The sequence below is a fragment of the Cellulomonas sp. C5510 genome, assembly GCF_019797765.1.
GTDB lineage: Bacteria > Actinomycetota > Actinomycetes > Actinomycetales > Cellulomonadaceae > Cellulomonas.
Genome location: NZ_CP081862.1, coordinates 3,053,402 through 3,077,980, shown reverse-complemented (window position 1 = coordinate 3,077,980; position 24,579 = coordinate 3,053,402). Strand labels below are relative to the sequence as shown.

Genomic DNA, 24,579 nt, shown 5'->3' with positions numbered 1-24,579 from the left:
CGGAGGGGCGAGGGGGACGGCCACAGGGCCGCCCGTGCCGACGGCCGTGCCCCGGGGCGGGCCGGGGACCACCGGCGCGGGCCGTCCTGCGTGTGGGAACCTGGGTGACACCTGGCGCGTTGTGCTCAGCGTGTGCGCCGGGTGTGCCCGGTGCGTGCGCGCTCCACCCCGTACCCGACGACGAGGACCTCAAGGCCGTGACCTTCGCCAACCCGTCCGCCCGACCACCGCGGGGACCGCGCCCGCCCCGGCCGCCCCGAGGGGCCGGCCGCCGCCGCCCGAGCCCCATCGCCATCACGGTCGTCGTGCTCGCCCTCGTGGTGCTCGCGGTGCTCGTCCTCGCCCAGGTGTGGACCGAGGTGCTGTGGTTCGACCAGCTCGGGTTCGCCGAGGTGCTGTGGACCCAGTGGCTGACCCGCGCCGCACTGTTCGTCGCCGGCTTCCTCGTCATGGGTGGGGCGGTGTTCGCGAGCCTCGCGGTCGGCTACCGCACGCGGCCCGTCTACGCGCCGTCCAACCAGGAGCAGATCAGCCTCGACTCCTACCGCGAGGCGATCGAGCCGCTGCGTCGGGTGGTGCTGGTCGCCGGGCCGGCCGTCCTCGGGCTGTTCGCCGGCATCGCCGCGTCCCAGCAGTGGAGCACCATCCAGCTCTGGCTGCACAGCACCGAGGTCGGCACGGACGACCCCCAGTGGGGGATGGACCTCTCGTTCTACATGTTCGAGCTGCCCGGCATGCGGTTCGTCGTCAGCTTCCTCATGGCCGTCACCGTCCTCGCCGGGATCGCCGGCGTCGCGACGCAGTACCTGTACGGCGGCTTCCGGGTCGGCGGCTCCAGCGCGGCGCCCCGCATGACGCGCGCCGCCCGGGTGCACCTGTCGTCCGTCGCGGCGGTGCTCATGGTGCTCATCGCGGCCAACTACTTCCTCGACCGGTACTCGATCCTCACGCGCGAGGGCGACCGGTTCGAGGGTGCGTCCTACACCGACGTGAACGCCGTGATCCCGTCCAAGGGCATCCTGGCGGTCGTGGCGCTGCTCGTGGCCGTCATGTTCGTGATCACGGCGGTGCGCGGCACGTGGCGGATCCCCGCGCTGGGCGTGGGCGTCATGGTGGTGTCGGCCATCGCGATCGGCGGCATCTACCCGGCGGTCGTCCAGCGGTTCCAGGTGAACCCGAACCAGCAGGACGCCGAGGCGCCGTACATCCAGCGCAACATCGACGCGACCCTCGCGGCGTACGACCTCGAGGACGTGGAGACCACCGACTACGACGCGAGCGTCACCGCCGAGCCGGGCGCGCTGCGCGAGGACGCCGAGACCACCGCGTCGATCCGGCTGCTGGACCCGCAGGTCGTCTCCGACTCGTTCCGGCAGCTCGAGCAGATCCGCGGGTTCTACTCGTTCCCCGACACGCTGTCGGTCGACCGGTACGACATCGAGGACGAGAGCCGCGACACGGTCATCGCGGTGCGCGAGCTCGACCTGGACGGCCTGGACCAGCAGCGCCGCAACTGGACCAACGACACCACCGTGTACACGCACGGCTTCGGCGTCGTCGCCGCCTACGGCAACACCACGACCTCGACCGGGGCGCCCGAGTTCTGGGAGGGCGGCATCCCGTCGTCCGGTCAGATGGGGGAGTACGAGCCGCGCATCTACTTCGGCCAGAGCTCGCCCACGTACTCGATCGTCGGCGCGCCCGACGGCCAGGAGTGGGAGCTCGACTACCCGGACGACGAGTCCGGTGGCGCCGTGAACACCTCGTTCCCGACGGACGAGGTCTCGGCCGGCCCGTCCATCGGCTCCCTGTGGAACAAGCTGCTCTACGCGATCAAGTTCGGCTCGGAGCAGATCCTGTTCTCCGAGCGCGTCACGCCCGAGTCGCAGATCCTCTACGACCGCACCCCGGTGGACCGCGTGCAGAAGGTGGCGCCGTACCTGACGCTCGACGGCCGCGTGTACCCCGCGGTGGTCGACGGCCGGGTCAAGTGGATCGTGGACGGGTACACCACGTCGGACCAGTACCCGTACGCCGCCGCGCAGTCCCTCGAGGACGCGACGACCGACTCCCTCACGCAGGCGTCCGCGACCATCGAGGCCCTGCAGCCCGAGACGGTGAACTACATCCGCAACTCGGTGAAGGCCACGGTCGACGCCTACGACGGCTCGGTCACCCTCTACGCGTGGGACGCCGAGGACCCGGTGCTCCAGGCGTGGAGCAAGGTGTTCGACACGTCGCTCTCCCCGGTGTCGGAGATCAGCTCCGAGCTCATGAACCACATCCGGTACCCCGAGGACCTGTTCAAGGTGCAGCGCACGCTGCTCGGCACGTACCACGTGACCGACCCCGGTCAGTTCTTCTCCGGCAACGACGCGTGGCGCACGCCGAACGACCCGACCGCCGGGGACCAGAACGTCGCGCAGCCGCCGTACTACCTGACGCTCGAGATGCCCGGGCAGGACGCCGCGGCGTTCTCGCTCATGTCGTCGTACGTGCCGGCCGGTGCGAACGCCCGCGACGTGCTCACCGGGTACGTCGCGGTCGACGCCGAGGCGGGGTCCGCAGCCGGGGAACCCGCGGAGGGCTACGGGAAGATCCGGCTGCTCGAGCTGCCGCGTGACTCCACGGTGCCCGGGCCCAACCAGATGAACAACAACTTCACGTCGAACCCCGAGGTCTCCCAGCAGCTCAACCTGCTGCGGCAGGGCGACTCCGAGGTCATCCAGGGCAACCTGCTCACGCTGCCCGTCGGCGGCGGCCTGCTGTACGTGCAGCCCGTGTACGTCCAGGCGGCCACCGGCACGCAGTTCCCGCTGCTGCAGCGCGTGCTCGTGGCGTTCGGCGACGAGATCGGGTTCGCCAGCACCCTCGACGAGGCGCTGGACCAGGTGTTCGGCGGGGACGACGGCACCCAGGCGGGCGACGCCGGCAACGAGATCGCCCCGCCGCCCACCGACGGCGACACCGGTGGGGACGCGGGCGGCGACACGGGTGACGGCAGCGCCACCCCGGCGCCGACGCCGACCGCACCGGCGGACGGCGGCGACAGCGCGGACGCGCAGACCCGGCTCAGCCAGGCGCTCGAGGACGCCAACCAGGCGATCCTCGACGGCCAGCGGGCGCTCGCGGACGGCGACTTCGCCGCCTACGGCGAGGCCCAGGACCGGCTGCAGGCGGCGCTGGACGCGGCCGTGGCCGCCGACAACGACCTGAACGCCGGGGGCTGACCGGCGGCAGGCGCACGACGTCGGGCCGGCTCCTGCGGGGGCCGGCCCGACGTCGTCCCGCCCGGTGGTGGGACGGCCGGCCACGGGGGAGCTGTGACCGAGCGCACCACGCCCCGATTTGGCCCTGGCGACACGCTGGCGTAACGTAGACATCACCGACGCGGGGTGGAGCAGCTCGGTAGCTCGCTGGGCTCATAACCCAGAGGTCGCAGGTTCAAATCCTGCCCCCGCTACAAGTGAAGTACCAGGTCAGAGGCCCTCCCGATCGAGAGATCGGGAGGGCCTCTGGCGTTGATGTGGGCAAGATGTGGGCGGCGGCCTCAGGCGAACAGCCGCGCACGTAGGCGCACGGAGGCGGCAGGTGCTGCCTTGGGCCGCGGCCACCGCTGCGCCTGGCCTGTCTGGCGACCTCGATAGCCCGCCGGTCTCCCGCAGCCGTGGGCGGTTCGTCCTTACCGCAGGGCCGTCGAGCCGTCGCATCGCCGACCTGTCGGGTCACTCGCCGAGGTCCAGCGCAAACCGAAGACGAAGAGCTCGGCCGAGTACTCGGTACCGCTGGAGCCCGCCGGCGGCGAAGGGGTTCGGGAGTGGAATCAGCCGCGCAAGAGTCGGTTCTCCAGCGAACGGTACGAAGACGATGCGGTACTCCTCGCCCGGCTGAAGGTCCTGCGCACGTCGGACCTCGGACTCGCCCAACTGGAACTGCGAGTCGTCGGAGAGGCTTGCCTTGACCTCGATGAGCAGAGTCTTGTCCGGTGTTACGACCCGGAAGTCGTAGCCATACGAGTCGGAGCCCTTCCCGTCGCCGAGGACGAGCGTCCTGTACGACGACTGCCACGTCTCCGTCATGCTCTGACCGAAGTGGTGCTCGATCCATCGGCCAACAAGGACCTCGCCGATGAGGCCGACGTTCTTGGTCTTCTCCTGGGACGCACCAGTGCCCCCCGCGCCGCCGCCGCTTCCGTGGGGCGCAGCCCTGCGGGGGTCACCGACGTCTTGGTAGGGCAGTGCGGCAGGCTCAGGATCCGCCTCTAGGAGATCACCAAGGGGGAGCGAGCGCACCGACTCGTAGAGCCGGACGAGTTCGTCGTCGCCGCCGGTGAAGTCCTCACCGGCGAAGTGGACAGCGTCCTTCGCTGCCTTCTCTTCCGTCTCCTGGATGCGCAGGCGCTCACGCGCCATCGCGACGTCCCCCTGGCTGAGTCCAAGCGCCGTCAATCCAGTCGCAAGCGGCATGACCTCGGGCCACGCCCCGTCGCTCTGGAGGGAAGCAAGCAGCTCATCCGGCGTTGGGGCCCCGAAGTCCAGTCGGCCGGAGGACGTCAGAGCCGCGATGAGGCCGGCGGGTTCGATGCTGCGCGTGGGGGCCTCAGCTCCGTTCGCCCGTATCCATGCGTTGATGATGGCGGGCAAGCGACCCAGGACAGAGCGCAAGCTCTTCTGTGCTTGTGCGACCGTCTCATCTACAGGCGGCAGTCCGGAGGTGACCGACGGACGGGGTGGTGCCTCACTGTCGAGCCATTCCTGGACCCTTGCCTCCATCGCCGTTGCCGCCAGTGCCCAGTGCCGCTCAGCCCACTCGGGGTCGGGGCTGATGAGCGTCACCCTGTCGCGGAGTTCGACATACCCCGCCAGGAAGTCGGGCGTGAGATCGGCGCGGCGGAAGCGTTCACGCAGTTCAGTACGGATTCGCGGTGCATGCCCCTGGAGATAGGCCCGGAACGCGCGGTCCTGGCCATCGGCATTGCGGAACGGCCTAAAGCCTAGGGCGCGAAGTCCCTGGTTCACGGTGGGGAGTGAGGGCGCGCATCGTTCAACGATCGATTCGTCCGTTCCGCGTTCCGCCAGCTCCCGGACGTCCGACGCGCTGAGAGTTCCATCGGGCAGGTGGTCCTCAAGCCAGCTCGTCAGATGTGGGTCGGTCGTGATTCCCGGCGCCTCGAGGAGGGTAGCGGCGAGTTCGGCATCGAGACACATGACGACGCGAACATACGGCGAAAGGTCCAGGTGTCCGCCTGACACAAGATCGAGCGACGCGCGCACATCGTCCTCTCCGACGTTCAGTGCGGTCGCAATGGCGGTGGGGTCGCCCCGACCGCCCAAGTCGAGCAGGTCGCGGCAGGCAAGGCGCAGGGTGTCGGCCAGCTGCGGGGCGGAGATCATGAGCGCGAGCGAGGTCGACATGGCATCGAGGACTGCACGACGGTTCTCCCGATCCACGCCGCCGACGACCATCAGGTCGCCCTCGTCAGTCGGGACGATCATCGAAGACGGTTGATCGTCCGTCATCTCGTGATCGTCCACGATTACCTGGACGCGCCGCCCAACGACGAGGCGGGTGTGCTCGATGCGGTCCAAGGCTGCTCGTAGTGAGGCCGTCGACAGTCGACCGACTGCTCGGGTGCGCAAGTCAGCGGCCGCTGCGAGGAGGTTCGGGAGCCACTCCCAAGGTTCTCTGATGAGAGGGACGGCGTCGGCGGCCTCCACAGGTATGCCGTCGACGCGCGCCCGCAAGTGCACCTCCGACACACCCATGGCCTCGCAGCCAGCTGTGCGCAGGGCAGCAAGCAACCGAGCTCCGCGTCTACCGTCTCGGACCGGAAGCACGCTCAGCGGAGATGCGGCGAGCAGGCTCTCTTGGCGGGTCCCATCGACGTCGATGATGTACAGCGTGGGTCGCGTCGTCTGAGCAAGCGGGAGTGTCGCGAGGGACCCAGCGCTCATGACGAGGACGCGCTCGGGGACCACTTGCGGGCCACCGGCATCGGCAACCTCAATCCAGGCTGTCTCGGCCGCTCTGCGCACCGCAGCTGCGTCCCGCCCGATCGGAGCCATATGCCCCAACGCGACCCGCTCCGCGAGGAAGTCGAGCCGGGCGGTGGCTGTCCCTCTCGAGTCCCAGAGGCGGACTCCGAGTTGCTGGAGGCGCTCCACCACGCGGGGTGATGACGTGGCTCGGAGCGCCCCGGGCTGGGCGGGTAGGAAGTCAGGGGTCTCCGCCTCGGCGAGCCACCAGGCTTCGCTCGGCCGTTGCAGGTCCACGGTGGCGCGATCATTCGGGCGGGTCTGCGGGACCCAGGGGGCGCTGGCCAAGAAGGCGTGCAGCGGCGTCGGCCAGCTTGCCCCACGCGGGTCCGAGTGCGCCCTTGTGAACTGCATCCGCAGCGCAGCCTCAGGCCAGCTGTCTAGGCCGGCGATGATGAGTTCGGCGTAGAGCCGTCGTTCCGGGAGGGGCCAAGACTCGAACGCGCTCTGCCCGGGCAGGACTGGAATCGGTTGCTGCGAGGTGTATCGGACGCTCTCGTAGGCGGGCGTGCGTCCGGGCCACGTCATTGCGCACGCGATCCAGTCGGCCTTCGTCGCGGCGTCGAGGCCGGGTACGTACAGACTCGACCTTCCGGGGTGCGAAAGCTCGCTACCGGTCAGTGCAAGTGTTCCTCTCGAGGCATCGACGGGCCAGAGCCCGTGGCGGACTCCGATGGACTCAAGGAAGACGCGCCACTCGGCCACATCGGCCTCACTTCTGAGGGCCAGCTCGTCAGGCTCCCGGACCAGGCGATCCCGCACATCTGCGAGGGCTTCGGACTGATCTGGCAGTGTCGAGAGGAGACGGCTGAGTCGGTCGTCCACCCGGTTGTGCGGCCCGCCCCAGCCGAGGCCGAAGACCGCATCCTCGGCGACGCGCCAGCCCGCGGCGCAGGGGACGAGAAGGCGTGCCGACCTGAGAGCCTTCTCGCTGACGTCACGGGATGCGCGAGAGACCAGGGACGCTGCGAACGACAAGCAGGACCACAGTTCGCCGTTGTGGTTGTCCTTCTCGGCGATCGCGGCCATGGCAACGCCGACTGCCTGGAGGACGGTGTCCGTTCGATACTCGCGGACAAGGCCATGCCGTTCCAGCCACTCTCTCCCGGGACGAAGGCCTCGGCCATGCTTCCCGAGCCTTGTCGGCACATCCGACGACGCAAAGCGGAAGCGTGTCGCGAGCGCGTTCGGGATCGGGACGGCTGGACCGTTGTCGTCTGTCTGCTGGGGGGAGAAGTAGAGGACAGGGCCGTCAGATCCATCACCGCCGACGGCAGTCAGCGCTCCGGCGTCGTCGATGACAATCCGTCGGCCCTTAAGGGGCTTGGCCGGGGCGTCAAGGGCGGCGAGGTCGTCGTAGAAGTTGGCCCACGTGGCCGGCGTCGCGGACCGATCCATCAGGTGGCTCGCGACCGCCTCGACGCAGGCCCCCACGGTGTCGTCGTCCGGCTCCAGCGGCCACCCGTGAGACTCCAGCATCCTGTCTAGATGCGCGAGGCGCGTATCGCCAATGTTGGGATCGACGAAGTGCTCAGTCGCTGCCCGGGCGACTGTGGCAGCGTTCATCACCTTGCCATCGAAGGACCAGTGGTACGCCTCGGCCAGTGACGTGCGGTCCCGCTTGAAGCCCAGCCGTGGAAGGAATTGCAGCTCCCAAAGGTCAGCCCCTTCTTCCTTGAGAGCCGCCTCGATCCGCTTGAGGTGGGCGGGCGCCCAGGTCGCGAGGTCCACGAGGACGGTTGCCGGGATGGCGGCTTCGCCGGTGGTTCCTGCGACGAGTAGCCGGGCACAGAGCGTTGCGAGCGCGTCGAGCAAGGCTGAGTTGACGGCTACGGCCTCCGAGAGCGAGCGGCGATCCGCTCGTGGAGCAAAGGGTGCGTTCACGAACGCAGGAAGCGGTGCGGTGGCTTGGGGTCCCATCGGTAGGAACGTGTAGAGAAGTCCTTGATCAAGTGCGTGGTCGAGGGGCACGGCAACGTCGACCGCCGCGTTCCCTCGCCACTCGCGCCAGGACTCGTTCAGTTCGCCTGCGTCGCAACTGCGCTGTACCGCATCCAAGAATGTGCGCTCTGGGATCTCAAGAGTCGCCAGGAGGTACCGCGATCGGTCAGCAAGGCGAAGCTCGGTGGCGTGCACACCGCGTCGGCGGAGAGCCCTGGACCAGCGGGGATTCTTCGTAGATCGGAGAAGTCCGGCCTCGGTGACGGTCTTGTCACCGTCGACCACCGCGAGCCCGATCGTGGAGACCCGACGAAGGAAGAGGTTGAACGGTGCCGCGCTCCCGGAGATCTCATTGATCTGCTGGAGGGCGTCGCTCTGAGCTGCGGCGGATCTGAGGGGCAGGCGCACGACGGTCGAGACGCCGCGCTCGGCGTAGCGGGCGACCGCAGGCGGCACGGCATCGGAGAGCGGCACTGGCACGCGCAGCGCTGCGAGATTGCTTCTGAGCTCGTCGGCAAGCCCTGGCTGGTCAGGTCCAACGCGGTCGGCAATTGCGTCGAAGTCGCCGGGGGTGGCGAAGCGAAATCTGTAGCCGTCAAGGCCAGGAACGCCCTCGGCCCGCGCGCTGTATACCTCCGGCGCTTCGGTGAACTGCAGGACGCTCTTGAACCCGATTCCTTTGTTGCCAATGCCTTGGTCCGGCCGTTTCGGGCTGAGCCCCGTGCCGCAGATCCGGGCGAAGTTGGTGTCGCCAACCGGGATGCCGCCGTTCACGGCGTAGAGAGTCCCGTGCTCGCCTTCGCTCAGGTCGAGCACCACCTCCAGATAGCCGTCAGTGCGCCCCGAGTCGTGCGCGTCGTGGCCGTTCTGAAGAAGCTCGAGCACCGTCCGCCCCGCGTACTCCGGTGCGAGTACACCCTCGATGAGGTCCTTCTGCTCCCGGGTCATCGGGTTGTCGTACGCCTGGCCCGCCAGGTACATGCGGGCCTCGGAGTCGGCCCGGTCCTGCACGCGCGCCTTGAAGTGGTCAGCGTCCAGTTGAGCGGTTGCTGCGACGATGCGCGTCTCGACGCCTATGCCTGGCACAGTCTGGATGATGGTGCATGGCCGACGTCCGTGCCCAGGCCGCGCCCAGAGCGGCCTGATCGGCGCTGCCAGTTCGCTTGTCGACGGCCTCCCGGGCCCCGGGCAGCATTGATCATGTCCCCGTGCTGAGGATGCCGGGCTCCTCAACAGGCGCCTCGTTACCGAGTGCCAGCGCACGCCCCCGCTGGCCCCACGGCTTCGCCTAGCGCCGCGAGGTCAGACGGCGGGCATGGGCACGACGGGCGAACGCGCTACCCGGGGGTCCGGGGGCTGCAGCGTTGGTACTCCGATCGGGTGGGCCGCGACCTCGGTGTACATCCCGGCTAGCGCCTGGAGGAGTTCCGCGGGTGCCGGCACCGTTCGGCCACCGAGCCGTGCCGCAGCGACGTCGGGATGGTCGGTGACGAGGCCGCGCGGAAGTGCGCGCGCGGGGATGTGGAGCAGGCCGGAGCGTGAGATCCGGTCGAAGGCGGCGCCTTCGTGGACGGCAATGTCGGCCATGACCTGGACGGCGCCGTTGAGCACCGCACCGACGTGGCGATCCGCGGCCGCGGGGACATGACCCCGCGGGGCGTCGAGTGGCACGAGTTCGCCGAGCAGACGGGCGGCCGCGACGGCGTCGTCGCGGACGCTCGCGATTGGGGGCACCAATACCGCGAACTGGGAGAGCGCCTGGTGCAGGCGCTGCCAGGAGCGGCCGTGGGCGACGAGGACACCTGGCCCAGTCGGTGTGCTCGCGTCGGGTGCGGCGAGGTCGGCGCCATGGAATACGGCGGCGTGTGCGTGGACCGCCACGCCGAGGCCGGCAGTGAGCCGCAGGGACGGCAGGACGTCGGTGTGGTCGGCGATGAGGCTCCAGACTCCTTGGCGGAGGCGCACCATGCGGTCGCTGAGTTCCGTCGCCGGGTCGTCGGTGCGGACGCGGATCTGGGTCTGGCCGAGAGAGTCGAGGAGGGTCGCGGGGCGGCCCGCGCCCTGGGTGGAGAGCTCGCGCGCGGCGTCGGCGAGGGACTCGAGACCTGGGAGCTGCTTGGCGACGGTGCCGCGGGGCGAACCTGCCTGGATGGCCCTGAGGGCGAGGGGGTCTTCGTGTGCGAGGGCGGCCACGGCAAAGTGGCCGAGGTCGATGAGGCCGGCGTCGAAGGTCGCGGTCGTGGCCGCGGCTGCGTCCGGGCTCCGGGGCCGTCCGTCAATCGAGAAGTGCGTTCCGACGAGGTCGGCGGCAGCGCGCAGTGCAAGAGCCGATCGGGCCCACGGTGTCGTCCCGTGTCCGACTTGCGACGGGTGCGGCCGGGCTTCCCCGGTGACGGTTTCGAGTCGCGTGATGAGGTCGATCGACGCCCGCTCCACGGGTGGGAGGCCATCGCGGTGTCGGGTCAGGCCGAGCCGGCCCAGTTGCGCCGGGCGCAGGAGGCGACGGCCGTGCGAGGCAATGGCGTCGAGGAGCCCGTGGAAGTCGCCGATGGCGTCGAGCGCCTCGTCCGCCGTCCAGAACCGGTCTCCTCGGAGCGTCGTAGAGCCCTCGCGCAGGTGGGCTGTCGCCTGCGCGAGGAGCTCGGCGTAGGTGGTCATGCCCACCGCCCGCTGACCTTCGCGCGACCGGTGATGAGCCGGGCCATCACGCGGGACAGGGCCGCCTGGGCGCCCAGGTCCGTCTCGATCTCCGCGAGGCCCGCCGCACGGTTCAGGGCGGACGCGGCGAGCCGGTCGAGGACCTCTCGGGCCTCGGGCACGTCGTCGGGCCGGAGCGCTCCGAACCGCACCTGTGCGGCAGAGCCCCGGATGTCCGGCCTGGCCCACTCGAGCTCGTCCTGAGCCTCGCGGAAGTCCATCGCGGCGTAGGAGATGGATACGCCCACGCCCAGGGGCACCGTCATCGCCATGTTGAGGGCGCCCATCGCCGCGGCGTGGGTGAGTGCCCAGATGCCGGACCAGCTCTGGTCGGCCTCGCTCAGCAGCGTCTCCGCGGAGCGGGTCCACGTCGCGGTCATCGCTTCCTCCTCAGTGGCCCAGCGACGTCGCCGTCGCTCATGCCAAGAGGTGTGCCCGTCAAGGTGCCAACCTCCGGATAGAGGTCACGCGGGGCGGGAGCCGAAGCGCGGGTGGTGGACACCTGTCCTTGCCGTGGCCGCTCGCCTACCGTTGGGTGCCATGGGAGACGTCGTGCACCTAGGCCGCAGCCAGCGGCCGCACGCCACGACGATCGGAGAACCCATGCTGACCGAGCACAACGCCCGCCTCGAGTTCGACCGTACGGAGATCGGGGGCTTCGGTGATGAGCTCATCGAGGCGCTGCGGGCGTATCAGCCGGCCGTGTCGCTGTCACCGCTCGGCCGCGCGCAGGCCGACGTGACGTTCCTCGCCCACGACATCCCGCACGCCGCCGACATGGCCATCGCCATCGCAGCCGAGCTCAGCGGCGTCTCCCTCGTCGCGCTGGAAGTCATGAGCACCGAGGACTTCGACCGGCTCTAGGCGTCCTCGGCCATCACGTTGGTGACAGTCGGGTGATGGGTGGGGCACCGAGGGCGGTCGTTACCGATGGCTCGGGTCAGCTCCACTGTCTTCGCGCGATGACACGTCGTCCGTACCAGTCTCGGCGTACCACTGCTGCCTTGCGAGCTCCTCGCAGTCGTCCGGAGGGCACTCGAACTCGCGCGTGCCTCGCTAACGCCCGGTCGCCCTTGGCGATGTTGCAGACGAGGTGCGCGGGCGCGAGATTGCTGACGACGTGCACTCCTCCCGCCGCTCGTGGGCGCACATGGTCCACCGTTAGGGCAAGCGGGTGCCCTGCTGGCGTGTCGGCGTTCAGAGGCCCTCCGCAGAGATGGCATTGCCCGTCCCACAGGAGGGCGAGGAGCGTCGCGAGGAGCCGGTTCGGATACCCGTCGCGGTACACGGGCGCCAGCGCCTGTCCCGCGCGACCGTGGTGCCACTTCCTCTCCCGCCACCGATGTAGAGCCCGAAGTAGGCGGGAGCCGACGAGCTCCTCCTCGATCTGTTCGTCCGTGCGGGGCGGCAGATGGCGGCGGTATTGAGCCCGGGTGTGTACGTGACAGCGGAGGCCGGAGAAGACCGTTCGGCCGCACGAGGCTTCACAGGCCGGGAGCGTTGCCGCATGAGCGAGGGCAGCGTGATAAGCGCAGAGGCCCCAGAGGAGCGAGCGGTCGGGGCAGTCGTCGGCTTGGCAGCTCATCCTGCGCGCGACAGTCTCGGAGAGAGGTGCCCCACAGGCTGCACAGCGGAGGCGCGGGCGGCCGCGCAGTTGTGGCTGTACGGGCGCCCCGCAGTCAGCACACGCCTCCCCGTAGGGCACAGGACCTCCAGCGAGCCGCGCAACAACTGCTCTCGATCAGCGCCAAGTCTCTCAATAGCGTCCACCGCCGTCGGGCTGCTCGGGGAGGGAAGTGGACTTCGCGGTCCGAGGTTGGAGCGCTGACTCGTCTGGCACTTCCGGTTGCGCCGGCCCCAGGTTGGTACGCCCGCGGGCACACATCTTGGCGTGGAGACGACGCGACAGCGGATCCTGGCGGGCCGACCATCTCGGACGCCAGGAGTGGCCGTGGTTGGCGGTGCATCGCCGTGGTGATGACGATGCACCGCCTGACCGCGGGCAGTGGCTACCAGTACCTGATGCGCACAACCGCGTCGGGGGACTGCGACCGTCCGGCGGCGTCGGACCTGACGACGTACTACACGGCTTCGGGGAACCCGGCCGGTCGCTGGTACGGGCGTGGGCTCGTGGGGCTCGCCGGCGGCGGTCCGGGCGAGGGTGCCCAGGTCACGGAGGAGCAGATGGCGAACCTGTATGGGGAGGGCAAGGACCCGCAGACCGGCACTTCGCTCGGCCGCCCGTACCCGAGGCGCACTCCCGCGGCGGAGCGGATCGCCAAGCAGGTCGCCGCCCTTCCGGCCGACCTCACCGGGGAAGCCCGCGAGGCCGCGGTAGCGACCATCACGCGCGTCGAGCTCGCCAAGCGCACGGCCACCGCGGTCGCGGGCTTCGACCTGACCTTCACCGCGACGAAGTCCGTCTCCACCCTTTGGGCGGTGGCCGACGACGGCACGCGCGCCGCGCTCCTCGCGGCGCACCGGGCCGCCGTGGGGCAGGCGCTCGCGTTCCTGGAGGACACCGCCGCGTTCACGCGCACGGGCACCGCCGGCTGCCGCCAGCACCAGGTTGCCGGGCTCATCGCGGCCGGCTTCGACCATTGGGACTCCCGCGCCGGGGACCCGAACCTGCACACGCATCTCGTCGTGGCGAACAAGGTCCAGGGCCCGGGCGGCGCCTGGTTGTCGGTGGACTCACGGGCCCTGCATCACGCCGTCGTGATGGTCTCCGAGCTGTATGACGACCTGCTGGCCGACGAGGTCGCCCGTCGCCTGCCGGTTCGGTTCGGGTGGCGTCATCGCGGCCCGCGCCGCTCGCCGGCGTTCGAGCTCGACGGCGTCGATGACGCGCTGATGACGGAGTTCTCCAGTCGCGCGACGCAGATAGACGAGGCGATGACGGGCGTGCTCGCCGAGTTCTACGCGACCCACGGGCGCGGCCCGAACCGCATCGAGATCGTCCGGCTGCGCCAGCAGGTGACCCGTTCGGTCCGGCCGAAGAAGCACGTCACGCCCCTGGCCGACCTGATGACGCTATGGCGCGCCCGCGCCACGGAACGCTCCGGCAAGACGCCCGCAGAGCTCACCGCCGCGGTGCTCAGGGTGTCCCGGGCCGCGCCGCTGGGATGTGATCGCATTCCCGCGTCCGTCATCGGCCGGCTCGCCGAGCACACGCTCGAGCAGGTGATGACGCGGCGTTCGACTTGGACCCGGTGGAACGTCATGGCCGAGGCAGCCCGCGCCACCCGGGCGATCCGCATGACCGGCCCAGCCGACCGCGTCGCGCTGCTCGAGCGCGTCACCGACGCCGCGCTGCGCTCCTGCACGAGCCTGCAGGCACCCGACCCGCTCGTCGTCCCCGCCCGCTACACCCGACCCGACGGCACCTCGCAGTTCACCAGGGTCGACGAGGGCCGCTACACCCACCACAAGGTGCTCGACGCCGAAGCCCGCCTCCTGAATGCCGCCACCCGCGATGCTGACGCGCCTACGACCGCCCCGTGGCTCGCCAAGGCCGTCACCTCCCGGCCGATCCACCGCACCGACGGCCGCACCGTCACCCTCGCGCCGGACCAGGCGACCGCCGTCGAGCACATCACCGGCTCGACCCGACTCCTCAACGTCCTCGTCGGACCCGCGGGCACCGGCAAGACCACAACCCTCGCCGCCCTCAAGGCCGTGTGGGAGCAGGGCCACGGACGTGGCAGCGTCGTCGGACTCGCCCCGTCCGCCACTGCGGCTGCCGAGCTCGGCCACGCCCTCGGGATCGCGTGCGAGAACACGGCCAAGTGGCTCTACGAGTCCACCGGCCCCGGCGCCCAGCGGCGCACCGAACTGCTGGCCCGCCTCCACATCGAGCGCATCAGCGCCACCGGGATCGACCACCGGACGCGGCTGCGCACCATCGACACCGCCATTACCACCCTGACCGCTCAGAGCGACCGGTTCAGGCTCCGGACGGGCCAGCTCCTGATCGTCGACGAGGCATCACTCGCCGGCACCTTCGCACTCGACGCCCTCACATCCCAGGCGAGCGAAGCCGGCGCGAAGGTGCTGCTCGTCGGTGACCACAAGCAGCTCTCCGCCGTCGACGCCGGCGGCGCGTTCCACCTCCTGGCCGAGCGCGGACGCCCAGCCACGCTGACCTCGCTGTGGCGCTTCACCCATCCGTGGGAGGCCGCCGCGACCCTGCGCCTGCGTGCAGGCGACGCCCGCGCGATCGACGACTACGCCGACCACGGCCGGATCAGCGCCGGCCCCGCCGAAGCCATGTGCGAGGACGCCTACACCGCCTGGCAGACCGACACCGAACGCGGGGCCAGTGCCATCCTCATCGCCTCCGACTCACGCACAGTCGACGTCCTGAACACCCGCGCCCACAACGACCGCGTCACCGACGGCCTCGTCACGGCCACGGGGGTCACCACCAGCACCGGCACCGAGGTCGGCGTCGGGGACCACGTCATCACGCGAGCCAACGACCGGCGCCTGCGCACACCCAACGGGCACGTCCGCAACGGCGACCTGTGGCAGGTCACGGCGATCGCACCCGACGGTGCCCTGACCGTCGTGCCGCTCTCCCGCCGGGATCGCGCAGCGAGCGCGCAGGCGGACGATGTCGTCCTCCCCGCTGCCTACGCCGCCAATCACGTCGACCTCGGCTACGCGACCACCACACACCGCGCCCAGGGGGTCACGGTCGACCGTGCCCATGTGCTCGCCGCTCCCGGCATGTTCCGAGAGAACCTCTACGTCGCCATGACCCGAGGACGCCACGACAACCACGCCTACGTCGCCCTCGACACCATCGACGCCGCCTGCGACTACCCGCCCGAGCACCAGATCTCCCAGGGTGGCCGCGATGCGCTCGAAGCCATCCTCACGGCGACGGGTAGTGAGCTTTCCGCGACGGAGACGATCGCGGCCTCGCAGGACGAAGCGGCCTCGCCCAGGCGCTTGCTGCCCATCCGGCACACACTCCTCGCCGACGCGGCAGCCGAGCACTGGGGCGCCGTGTTCCCAACCGTCGGGCTGACGGCGGAGCAGTGCGACCAGATCGCGACATCGCCCGCCCGCGGGCCGCTCCTCACGGCCCTTGAGCGGGGCCGCGCGCTCGGCCACCCGATGAACGAGGTCCTCGCGGGTCTCGTCGCAGCCCGGCCCCTCGACGGACCACACCCGGCGGCCGAGACCGCAGCGGCGCTCCACCACCGCGTGCACGAGTGGCTACGGACGCACACGGAAGACCCGGCTGACGTGGCGATCACCGCCGACGCCGATGACATCTCGACGGACATCGGCGCACTGCTCGACCAGGTTGACGAGCTCCTCGCCGAGCGTGCCGACGCCCTGGGTTCGGCGTCGTTCGGCAGCCGCAGCAACGTCGACCCGGCGCGGGAGGGCTACGTGCCCGCCTACCGGCCGACGACGGTTGATCCGGTGTGCGGAGCGGCAAGCGAGAGGAGCGTGACCCTGTGAGCGGCACGAGCGGTGGAACCGACCGAGGCTTCCTTCCCGAGGTGGTGAACACCCAGCCGAGCTTCCCGCCCCAACCGATCATGTGGTCCGCATACACCCGCGAAGAGCAACGCCACCTCCTGGAGGGCCTCGACGCATGGGTCAGGTGGCTCGTCGACCACTACGCCCTCGATCGCCGCTACGTCCCCGAGTGCTGGCCCAAGCACTGGGAGCTCATCGAGGAGCTCTCGGCCCTGCAGCTCGCCTGGGAGGCTGCCTACGCAACGACCTCTCACGGCGACGCACCTCTGGCCTGGCACGAGCGCTTCGGGCTGGCCCGGACGAGGCTCGCAGAGTGGGTGGCGCGAACAGGGTGCCGCTCTGGTGACCACCGGTCGTCGGCCATTCGCACCCGCTCAGATGCGGTGTAGGCAGCTCGTCATGGACGGCGAGACGCATCATCACGCGGTCTTGTCCCGAAGGGCGCCGTCCATCGCCGCGGCGCTGGAAGGAGCCGGCTGGCGGGCGACGTCGACGGTCAGCACTACCTGACTTCGGCCCAACTGCTGCCTGTGGAAATCCAGGCCGCGCTCGCCGATGCGACGACGAGCGGCGATCAGCACCGCTGAGGGGCCCGTCAGGGCCATCGGGGTCCCGGGGGAGCCATCGAGCGCCAACTCGACCCTGATCGCCCTCCGAGCCGCCTAGCCTGAGCGGTACGGATTCTGACGCGACGAGCGAGAGGCGCAGGACGATGAGCGAACCGCCGAGCCGGCTAACGATGGATGGTGGCCGGATAACCGTTCACGCCGCCGACCGATCGACGCTGCTCGGGCGGCACGCTCCGCCGTTCCTGCTGTCCGTGACACCAACGCCTTCGCCGGTGTTCGGAGCGAACCCGGTAGGCGTGAGCCTCTCGATCGCTGATGCCAGGGCGCTGCGCGACATGCTCGACCTGCTTCTCGCTGCTCATGACGAATCCGGTTCCGTCCGCGAGGAAACCTTTGATTGGCGCAAGGCGCTGGTCTCCGAGATTCGGAAGGCAGACGTCAGGGTTCTCACGGGCGGTTACAAGATGACCGGGGCCCCGATGCCTCTTGTTGAGGAGGTCGAAGGGCAGGGCAGCATCTCACTCGACAATGGGATCAACGTCATCTTCGACACTGTGCGCGACTACGTGATACTCGCGACCTTCCCGCTGGTGAGCGGGCCGCAGGCCAATAGCGAGGCCGAGCGCGCGGCGGTGGAAGCCCGGCTCGGGGCCGCGGCCGAAAGGAATGGACTCGTAATGTCTACCGTCCAGGTGAAGGCGACCGGGGCTCGTGATCGCGCCTACTTTCGGATCCTATCCATGTCCGAGCGCGATTTCTTCAGGAGTGTCGACGCTATTCCGCCGTTTACCGCTGAGGGCATGAAGCGAATCCGAGACTTCTCGCAGTCGGTCCTACGGGCAGCCCGCGCACGTTTCCCCGAATTGCGTTGACGGCTCCTCGATCGACACCGCCCGCCAGCGCTGGGTGAGGTGTCCCTCGGGCAGCCGTTCCCCCTTGTGGACAAGGTCGGACCAGCCGAAGTAGCCGGTGCTGGCTACGACGAGCCAACTGGGCTCTGAGTCGCTCCATCCGCCCCGGGCTTGCAGAAGTGCTCACGCGAGTGCAACCGCCGGGACGCTCTCCGGTTCGATGCGTTCCGAGACTAGTGCTTGCGCTGGATCGGATTGGATCGTCGAGCGATAGTCGGACGCCGGGTGGAAGGTCTCGCGTGCGACGGCGAGAACCAGGGTCATCGACTCGCGCAACACCTCGGACGCGCCGCCGGACCAGCCCGCGAGGTACGGGACCGAGTAGGCGGTGGAGTCGGCACCTGCTTGTGCGGTGATGAGGTAGGCGATCGACTCTGCCTCAACTTCGGCCCGCCCGCGGCAGGCCCGAGAGGCGGCATAGTCGGGGAAGCGGTGCTCGTGGTCGGCGCGGATGTGTCCGAGTTCATGGGCGAGGGTCTTGACCGCTTGGGCACCATCGACGTCGTCCCGTACGCGGACGGTCCTCGCCGTGAAGTCGGTGTAACCCATCGTGCCCTTGCGGCATGGGCCTCGTTCGATCCGGTAGCCATCGGCCCCCGCGAGAGAAGTGAGGTGCTCCCAGAGCCCCTCCGGTGCGGCGCCCGCGAGTTGAACCGGCGGGACCTCCGCGAGAGGCTCGCCCTCCGTCTGAGTAACGTCGAAGACATGCACGACCCGGAAACCGCGGAGATGCCTGGCCGGCCCGGCCGACCCCGAAGGCTCGGCAGGCGGCATCGCTCCGGCTTCGACCGCTGACTCCTCGCTCGAGGCACCGGGGGGAGCGGGGTAGACGCACGGGGCCAGGATGGCGATGCCGTGCTGCCCCCGCTTGACGCGCCGGCCGAGGGAGTTCCAGGTGCGGATGCCGGCCACGCGGGTGGCGTCGGGTCGCTGTGCGCTGATCAGGAGGACGTTCGACGGGGAGTAGTCGTGGAAGCGGGCCGCGGCTTGGAGCATCCGTGCCCACCCTTCGGAGGTGGAGAGCTTCTCGACCGCATCGATGAGTTGCCGGTGGAGAGCTTCGAGCCGGTCCTCCCTCGTACCGACGTCGGGCTGCCTGGACACGACCATCACCACCCCGACGGTGCCGGATGGACCGTGTCGTCAGGGAGTCGTGCGCCCTTGCAGACGGGGTTGGACCAGCCGAGGTAGCCGGTACCGCTGACGTAGCCGGCGTTGAGCTGGGCGAAGGAGAGCAAGTACACCCCGCCGTGGTTGCCGGTGGCGGAGTCGAAGACGCCGTTGGAGGTGACCATGATCTTCTGCGGGTCGCAGCCGGGGTCGGCTTGGACGACGACGGAGACGTGGCCGGCGGGTCTGCCGGTGCGCCAGAAGACGAACGACCCCAGAGGCGGGCAGGCGTCGCCGGGGTGGGCGTTGCCGGTGGCGACCATCTGCCGCCAGTGTTCGGCGGCGGTGGGGTAGCCGGATCCGACGTAGCCGTAGGCGCGGCAGGCGAGTCGGTCGCAGAGCTGGTGCCAGCCCGACGTGACGCCGACGTAGGACATGGCGGTGCGGACGGCGGTGGCGACGTCGTGTGGGGTGCCGGGCGGGACGACGACATCGCCGGTGCCGAGGCCTGGTAGGCACCCGACACCCGAGGCGTCCAGGGGGCCAGACGTCTCGGGCGTCGGGGCGCTCGCGGGGCCGGTCGCGGCGTCATCGGCGAAGTCGCTGCGGATCCCGGCGTCGGTGACGGTACTCCATTCGCCGACGCGCCGGTCCACGTTCTCGATGAACCGCTCGGTGGTCGCCGGGATGTCGGGGTAGGTGCGCAGGCGGGACTCGCCGGCGTTGTGGGCGATAATCAGCGCGTCGAGCAGCGGCAGTTCCGACGACGCCCACCCGGGGTGGTCGGCACGGATCTGGCGGACGCCTACGAGCCGGTTGCACAGGTACTTGCCGCCGTAGCGGGCGTGGGTCATAGGGTCGGCGATGTCGCGGACGCCGTTGGCGTCGAGGTCGGCGTCGAACCCGTGGCCGTAGACGCCGGTCCAGATCGATTCGTTGATCTGGAACAGGCCCCAGGTGCCGCCGTTGGAGTCGTCGGCGTAGGCGTCGGAGCGGAAGCCGGACTCCTGTGCCATGACTGCGGCGATCCAGGCCTCGGGCAGGTCGGGGCAGGTGGCCTTGGCTTCCCTGATCCATGCTCTTGCTTCGGCGGGCACGGGGGCGTCGGCCGCCAGCACCCCGCCGGCGGAGGTCTCGATGCAGGCGGTGGCGCCGGCGCCGATGCCGATGGCGGCGAGCACCGCGATGGCGGGTACGGCGGCGCATCCCGCTCCGCCGAGCAGCAGGAGCTTCTTGATCACGGTGTTCCCCTTCCGGTCTCGTCGCGTGCGGCGGCTTCGACCCCCTTCTGGTCCGTGCGCAGAGCGGCGGCGTCGCGGCGCACCGTCCACGGGTCGAGGTCGATGACGACGGGTCGTGTGTGGCGCAGCAAGAGGACGCCGGTGCCGAAGGGCAGGGTCCGCAGCACGGACGGCGGCATCACCGGCACCATGCGTACGGACGTCGACGTGGAGCGTTCGCCCGCGCGGCCCTGGGAGCGGGTCTCGGTGAGCTCGTCGATCTCGCCGAGGAGGCGGGAGACATCGTCGAGGTCGCGGTACTTGGCGAGACCGCCGAGGACGAGCTTGACGGTCGCGGCGTCCCAGATGGCGTCGGCCGCGTGTTCGCCCCAACGGTTCCGGGCCTGGGCCAACGACTGCAGAACGGCGAGGGTGGTGATGCCGGATCCGCCGCCTTCGGCCATCAGCTGGGGCAGCGACGGCAGTGGGGTGAGGTTGGCGATCTCGTCGAGCGCCAGGAGCAGGGGTGGGTCCAGGCGTGCACCGGGGGAGCGGGCCGCGAGGCTCCGCGCGGTCTCGGTGATGTCCTCGACGAACGCTGCGACCAGTGGGGCGCAGGAGCCGGAGCTGACGGCGGAGGCAAGCAGGTAGAGGGTGCCGGACTCGCGCAGGAACGTCGCGGGGTTGAACTCCTCGCCGGGTGCGGGGTCGACGGCGGCCAGGACGTCTGGGTCGGCGAGGGCGGCCAGGGACTGTCGGACGCCGAGCCATACCGAGTCGCGCGTGCGGGGGTCGGCGTGGATCGCCGCCTCCAGCGCGTCGGCCCAGCCGGACGCCGCCGACGGGTGGCGGTTGAGCGTGGTCACCGCGTCCTCGGCGAGCACCGGGTTCAGCGACCAGCGGTAAAGGTCGACCGCGCGTCGGCCATCGAGCGCGGCGGCGTGGAGCAGGCACCGCAAGGCGGTCTCGGTCTGCCCGGCCCAGAAGTCGGAGTCGGAGACCGTGCGGCCGAAGCCTGCGCCAGCGGCGAGACCACGAGCACGGACCAGGGCAGTTCGAGGGGTCTCGCAGCCGCGCACCGGTGACCAGCGAAGCCCGCCGGGGAGCCCGGCGAGTCGTTGCGGGTCGAAGATCGCCACAGGGCCGCGTCGGGCGCGGGCGCGCATCGTCACCGCGAGGGTGTCCGGCCTGGTGGAGGTGGCGAGGACCGGCCCGGGCGCCTCGAGCACCCACGGGATCACGACGTGCAGACCCTTGCCCATGCGGGGTGGGCCGACGAGGAGCGCCGAGTCCTCGACGGAGCACCAGAGCTCGCGGCCGCGGACGCGACCGACCCGCAGTCCGACCTGCTCGGGGGTGGGGCGCGGGCCCGTCGATGGGCGGACGACGGCGCCCTTGCGCACCAGGGCGCGTCGACCCGCGGCAGCTGAGGCCTCGGCCGCTGTGGCGAGCCCGGGAAGGCTGCGCAGCGACCGCTCGCGGTCGGCTCCGGCCGAGCCGGCCACCAGCCGCCACGCCACGACGACGGCGCCGGCCACCACCGCGACGACGACCGCTGTGATCGTCCAGTACACCCAGGGGGCGGGGAGCGCCTCCGGCTCGGGCCAAGCACTGGCGGGCTCAGCGGGCGAGCCGAGCGCGCGCAGGGCGTCGAGCGGACCGCCGGCGGGCGCGGGTCGACCGGTGAGGAGGCAGGCCAGCGCGGCTCCGCACCACAGGATCGCGCCGAGCCCGAGAGCAGCCGCAGCGGCCCAGAGCACCCACGAGGTGACGTCCAGGCCACTGCCCATCCGCGGATCGCGACTGATCGGGCGTCGTGCAGGCGGGCGGCGCGTCATCCCGCCACCGGACCCTCGCGGTCGGCGACGGGAGTCGCGGCCGCACCGACGAGCCGCAACGGTGAAGCCCCGGCTTCGCGGCGGTCGTCAAGCATCCCTGCGCCGTCCAGGAGGGCTCTGGTGATGAGGTGGCCGGTGTCGACGAGGTCCTCGACGTGCAACCCCGGGTTCGCCGCGCCGGTCATCAGCTGCTCGGCGCCGTGGTCGGCGATGCGCCGGAGCTGGTCGATCCAGACGGTTCGCTCGACCTCTCGCACCGGGGCGTGTCGGCCCGCATCGACGGCTTGCTGCAGCTCCGTCATGGTGGGTGCGGGTTGGCCGTGGTGGCACAGGCGAGCAGTCGCGGCCGCGACGGTCACGACGTCGACCGGCTGCCGGAGTTCGGCGAGTTCGAGCATCGCCCCGTAGGCGGTGCGCCAGGAGGGCGATGAGATCCGTTGCGGTGGCAGGTGCGCGCCGACCGCTGTGACCTCGCGCGGGTGGGTGATGAGGGCTCCGACGAGCAGCGCCTCGTGCGCCCGCTCGATCGCGGTGTCTCGGTCGGGATGGTTCTGCAAGAGCTTGTCCGCGCCGAGGCGCAGGCCTGGGTTCCGGAGCGCAGGTCGAAGCTGGATCGGCGTCCGATCCTGTGCAGACTCACGGGCACCCGTGGCGGCCGCCCAACGACACGCAACGGAGTCGAGGGCGGCGTCGACCAGCGCGCACGTGGACGACATCGGCACGGACTCGCGGGAGAGCGCCGACTGAAGTGCACCAGCCCGCAGGAGGATGCCGACTCCGGCGACCTCGCGGCGCAGGCCGGCCTCCACGACGATGCGCCCGTAGGTACCCGCGTTCGGGGCAGCAGGCACAGCCTGCAGCAGGTCGTGGACGACGACGCCCGGTGAGGCGCCCGGGAGGCGTCCGACCAAGGCGCCCGCGACGGTCATCGGATCGATCGGCTCACCGGCGGTGTCGCGTTCGCACAGCAGCGAGAAGGCGGTGCCGTGGCGCGGGTCGGTGAAGTCGCCTGGGCGGAGCCAGCGGCGTACAGAGGCGAGCGGCTGTGGGTCGAGTATCAGCGACCCGAGCAGCGCCTGCTCGGCGAGGTGGACTGCTTCGTCCGGGCGGATCATGGTGCGTCCCGCGATGGAACGCCGCATCGCCGCCGTGGCGGGCGGCCTACCGCTCTCGAGAACTGAGTGCTACACAGTGCCCATGACGCCCGAAGTTGCGCTGCTGATCCTTGCGGTCGTGCTGGTTCTTCTAGCCGTAGGTGCCCTGGTCCGGAGACGGAGGGGTGATGCCGCACGGCGTCGAAGCCAGTCAGTGGAGGCGCGAGCCTGGGCCCAAAGCCGGATCGACGACCTGGAGGCGCGGAAGGGCGTACCCCTTCCAGGGCCGGACGCGAATCACGATCCCGACTTGGCTGCTCTCCGCGAGAGGTTCGTGAAGTCCATCGAGGATGGCGACGAGAACCCCAACTTCTGGGGGACTCAACGGTAGATACCCCACTCGCGGAGTCGAGCATCAGCGACCCGAGCAGCGCCTGCTCGGCGAGGCGGGTCGCTTCGTCCGGTCGGATCATGGCGTGTCTCGCATGGCGGCGTCGGTGTCGAAGAGCGCCAGCTCGGCGGCCGTCAGGTGGTGGTGCACCACGTGGGTGCGGCGGGGCATCTTCCAGAGCCCCGTTCCGCGGGGGAGTGCGGTGAGCACGTCACGCTCGGCGGTGGACAGACCCAAGGCGGTTCTCGTGGCCTCGAGTTGGTCGCTCTCCTGCCGGTAGACGATGCGCGTGGAGCAGTCGGCGAGCAGCCCCTCAGCCAGCGCCCGCGCTTCGCTGCCGGCACGCCCGACCGCGTCGAGGTCGGACAGGCGGTGCAGGACGAGAAGGTTGGCGATGCCGGAGGCGCGTGAGAGCTTCCACTGGGCCTGCATCCGCCTGACCAGGGGGACCGAGCGCATGAGTCGCCATGCCTCGTCGTAGATGACCCATCGCTTGGCGGTGCCGCTCGCGATGGAGTGCTCCAACCACGACGAGGCACAGGCCGTCGCCACGGCCAGGGCGTCGTCGTCCGAACCGAGGCCCGAGAGGTCCAACACGGTCATCGGGGCGTCATGGTCCAGCACCTGCGTCGAGGGGCCGTCGAACATGCCGGCGAGGTCGCCCCGGACGAGCCGACGCAGAGCGAAGTAGAGGTCCCGACCGTCGTCGTTGGTGCCTGGCGCGAGCGCCTCGACGGCGTCGCTGAGGGTCGGCTCGGGACCGGCCTCGATGCTCGTGATGGCGGCCTCGAGGCCTTCGCGCTCGGCGGGTCGGAGTTCGCGTCGGAGCGTCAGCTCGGCCAGCGCTGCGAGGAGGCGGAGTCGCGGGCCGTGCGCCATGTCGCGCGTCGCGCCGTGCGCATCGAGGGGGTTCAGCCGTGTGGGCAGGCCAGGTCCGAGGCGGACGACGACGCCGCCGACAGACTCGGCTACCAGACCCCACTCGCCCTTCGGATCGCCCGGGACGTAGACGCGGCGGCCGCTGGCGATCGCGCGCACCGCCAGCGACTTCGCGAGGGCGGACTTCCCCTGGCCGATGACGCCGGCGAGGACGGCGTTGGGGTTGGTGAGCTCACCGGAGGTGTACAGCGCCCAGGGGTCGAAGCAGAACGGGCCGCCGGTCATCGCGTCGACGCCGACGAGGGCGCCGGTCGTGCACGGGGAGCCGGCGAGGAACGGGTAGGCGCCCGCGAGTGTGGCCGAGGACGCGCGGTGCGCCGGCAGCCGCAGTGAAC

The 24,579-nt window shown here is 70.4% G+C and carries 15 protein-coding genes and 1 tRNA gene; 6 read left to right on the top strand and 10 right to left on the bottom strand.

Features of this window, described 5'->3' with window-relative positions:
- Positions 1 to 197: 197 nt before the first annotated feature.
- Positions 198 to 3,230, top strand: a complete 3,033-nt coding sequence (locus tag K5O09_RS14140) for a UPF0182 family protein (RefSeq protein WP_222170122.1) — start codon at positions 198 to 200, stop codon at positions 3,228 to 3,230.
- A gap of 159 nt (positions 3,231 to 3,389) precedes the next feature.
- Positions 3,390 to 3,463 (top strand) — tRNA-Met (locus K5O09_RS14135).
- Positions 3,464 to 3,725: 262 nt separating this feature from the next.
- Here the strand turns inward: K5O09_RS14135 and K5O09_RS14130 are convergent.
- From K5O09_RS14130 to K5O09_RS14120, 3 genes are all read right to left on the bottom strand, one after another.
- Complete coding sequence (locus K5O09_RS14130) at positions 3,726 to 9,062, bottom strand: sacsin N-terminal ATP-binding-like domain-containing protein (protein ID WP_222170121.1); 5,337 nt, start codon at positions 9,060 to 9,062, stop codon at positions 3,726 to 3,728.
- A 216-nt stretch (positions 9,063 to 9,278) separates the two neighbouring features.
- Positions 9,279 to 10,634: a hypothetical protein gene (locus K5O09_RS14125; protein ID WP_222170120.1), complete on the bottom strand. Its 1,356-nt coding sequence runs from the start codon at positions 10,632 to 10,634 to the stop codon at positions 9,279 to 9,281.
- Positions 10,631 to 11,053: a hypothetical protein gene (locus K5O09_RS14120; RefSeq protein WP_222170119.1), complete on the bottom strand. Its 423-nt coding sequence runs from the start codon at positions 11,051 to 11,053 to the stop codon at positions 10,631 to 10,633. Before K5O09_RS14120 ends, K5O09_RS14125 begins: the two co-directional genes overlap by 4 nt.
- 160 nt (positions 11,054 to 11,213) lie before the next feature.
- On the opposite strand from K5O09_RS14120, the gene K5O09_RS14115 reads away from it, so the two are divergent.
- Entirely contained in the window at positions 11,214 to 11,537 is a 324-nt protein-coding gene (locus K5O09_RS14115) for a hypothetical protein (RefSeq protein ID WP_222170118.1), read from the top strand.
- Positions 11,538 to 11,613: 76 nt separating this feature from the next.
- On the opposite strand, the gene K5O09_RS19585 is transcribed toward K5O09_RS14115, so the two are convergent.
- Positions 11,614 to 12,258, bottom strand: coding sequence for an HNH endonuclease (locus K5O09_RS19585; RefSeq protein WP_370635457.1), 645 nt, complete (start codon positions 12,256 to 12,258; stop codon positions 11,614 to 11,616).
- Between the two features lie 392 nt (positions 12,259 to 12,650).
- Here K5O09_RS19585 and mobF point away from each other — a divergent pair, with 392 nt between their 5' ends.
- Positions 12,651 to 16,151, top strand: coding sequence for a MobF family relaxase (gene mobF / locus K5O09_RS14105; RefSeq protein WP_255596379.1), 3,501 nt, complete (start codon positions 12,651 to 12,653; stop codon positions 16,149 to 16,151).
- Positions 16,148 to 16,561 (top strand): hypothetical protein, encoded by a 414-nt coding sequence (locus K5O09_RS14100; RefSeq protein ID WP_222170115.1) that lies wholly within the window; start codon positions 16,148 to 16,150, stop codon positions 16,559 to 16,561. Before mobF ends, K5O09_RS14100 begins: the two co-directional genes overlap by 4 nt.
- Positions 16,562 to 16,591: 30 nt before the next feature.
- On the opposite strand, the gene K5O09_RS14095 is transcribed toward K5O09_RS14100, so the two are convergent.
- On the bottom strand, positions 16,592 to 16,777 hold the full coding sequence (locus tag K5O09_RS14095) for a hypothetical protein (RefSeq protein WP_222170114.1): 186 nt from the start codon (positions 16,775 to 16,777) through the stop codon (positions 16,592 to 16,594).
- Between the two features lie 107 nt (positions 16,778 to 16,884).
- On the opposite strand from K5O09_RS14095, the gene K5O09_RS14090 reads away from it, so the two are divergent.
- A complete protein-coding gene (locus K5O09_RS14090; protein ID WP_222170113.1) occupies positions 16,885 to 17,613 on the top strand; it encodes a hypothetical protein in 729 nt (242 codons plus the stop codon).
- Between the two features lie 162 nt (positions 17,614 to 17,775).
- On the opposite strand, the gene K5O09_RS14085 is transcribed toward K5O09_RS14090, so the two are convergent.
- From K5O09_RS14085 to K5O09_RS14065, 5 genes are all read right to left on the bottom strand, one after another.
- Positions 17,776 to 18,762 carry an ArdC-like ssDNA-binding domain-containing protein gene (locus tag K5O09_RS14085; RefSeq protein ID WP_255596378.1) on the bottom strand — a complete coding sequence of 329 codons (987 nt, stop codon included), beginning with the start codon at positions 18,760 to 18,762 and terminating at the stop codon, positions 17,776 to 17,778.
- A complete protein-coding gene (locus tag K5O09_RS14080; protein ID WP_222170111.1) occupies positions 18,762 to 20,003 on the bottom strand; it encodes a lytic transglycosylase domain-containing protein in 1,242 nt (413 codons plus the stop codon). The genes K5O09_RS14085 and K5O09_RS14080 overlap by 1 nt, the downstream gene beginning before the upstream one ends.
- Positions 20,000 to 21,772, bottom strand: a complete 1,773-nt coding sequence (locus K5O09_RS14075; RefSeq protein WP_255595566.1) for a type IV secretory system conjugative DNA transfer family protein — start codon at positions 21,770 to 21,772, stop codon at positions 20,000 to 20,002. The genes K5O09_RS14080 and K5O09_RS14075 overlap by 4 nt, the downstream gene beginning before the upstream one ends.
- 44 nt (positions 21,773 to 21,816) lie before the next feature.
- The gene (locus K5O09_RS14070) at positions 21,817 to 22,935 is read right to left on the bottom strand and encodes a DnaB-like helicase N-terminal domain-containing protein (RefSeq protein ID WP_222170109.1); all 1,119 of its coding nucleotides are present in this window, start codon (positions 22,933 to 22,935) and stop codon (positions 21,817 to 21,819) included.
- A gap of 448 nt (positions 22,936 to 23,383) precedes the next feature.
- Positions 23,384 to 24,469: an ATP-binding protein gene (locus tag K5O09_RS14065; protein WP_255595564.1), complete on the bottom strand. Its 1,086-nt coding sequence runs from the start codon at positions 24,467 to 24,469 to the stop codon at positions 23,384 to 23,386.
- Between the last annotated feature and the right edge of the window lie 110 nt (positions 24,470 to 24,579).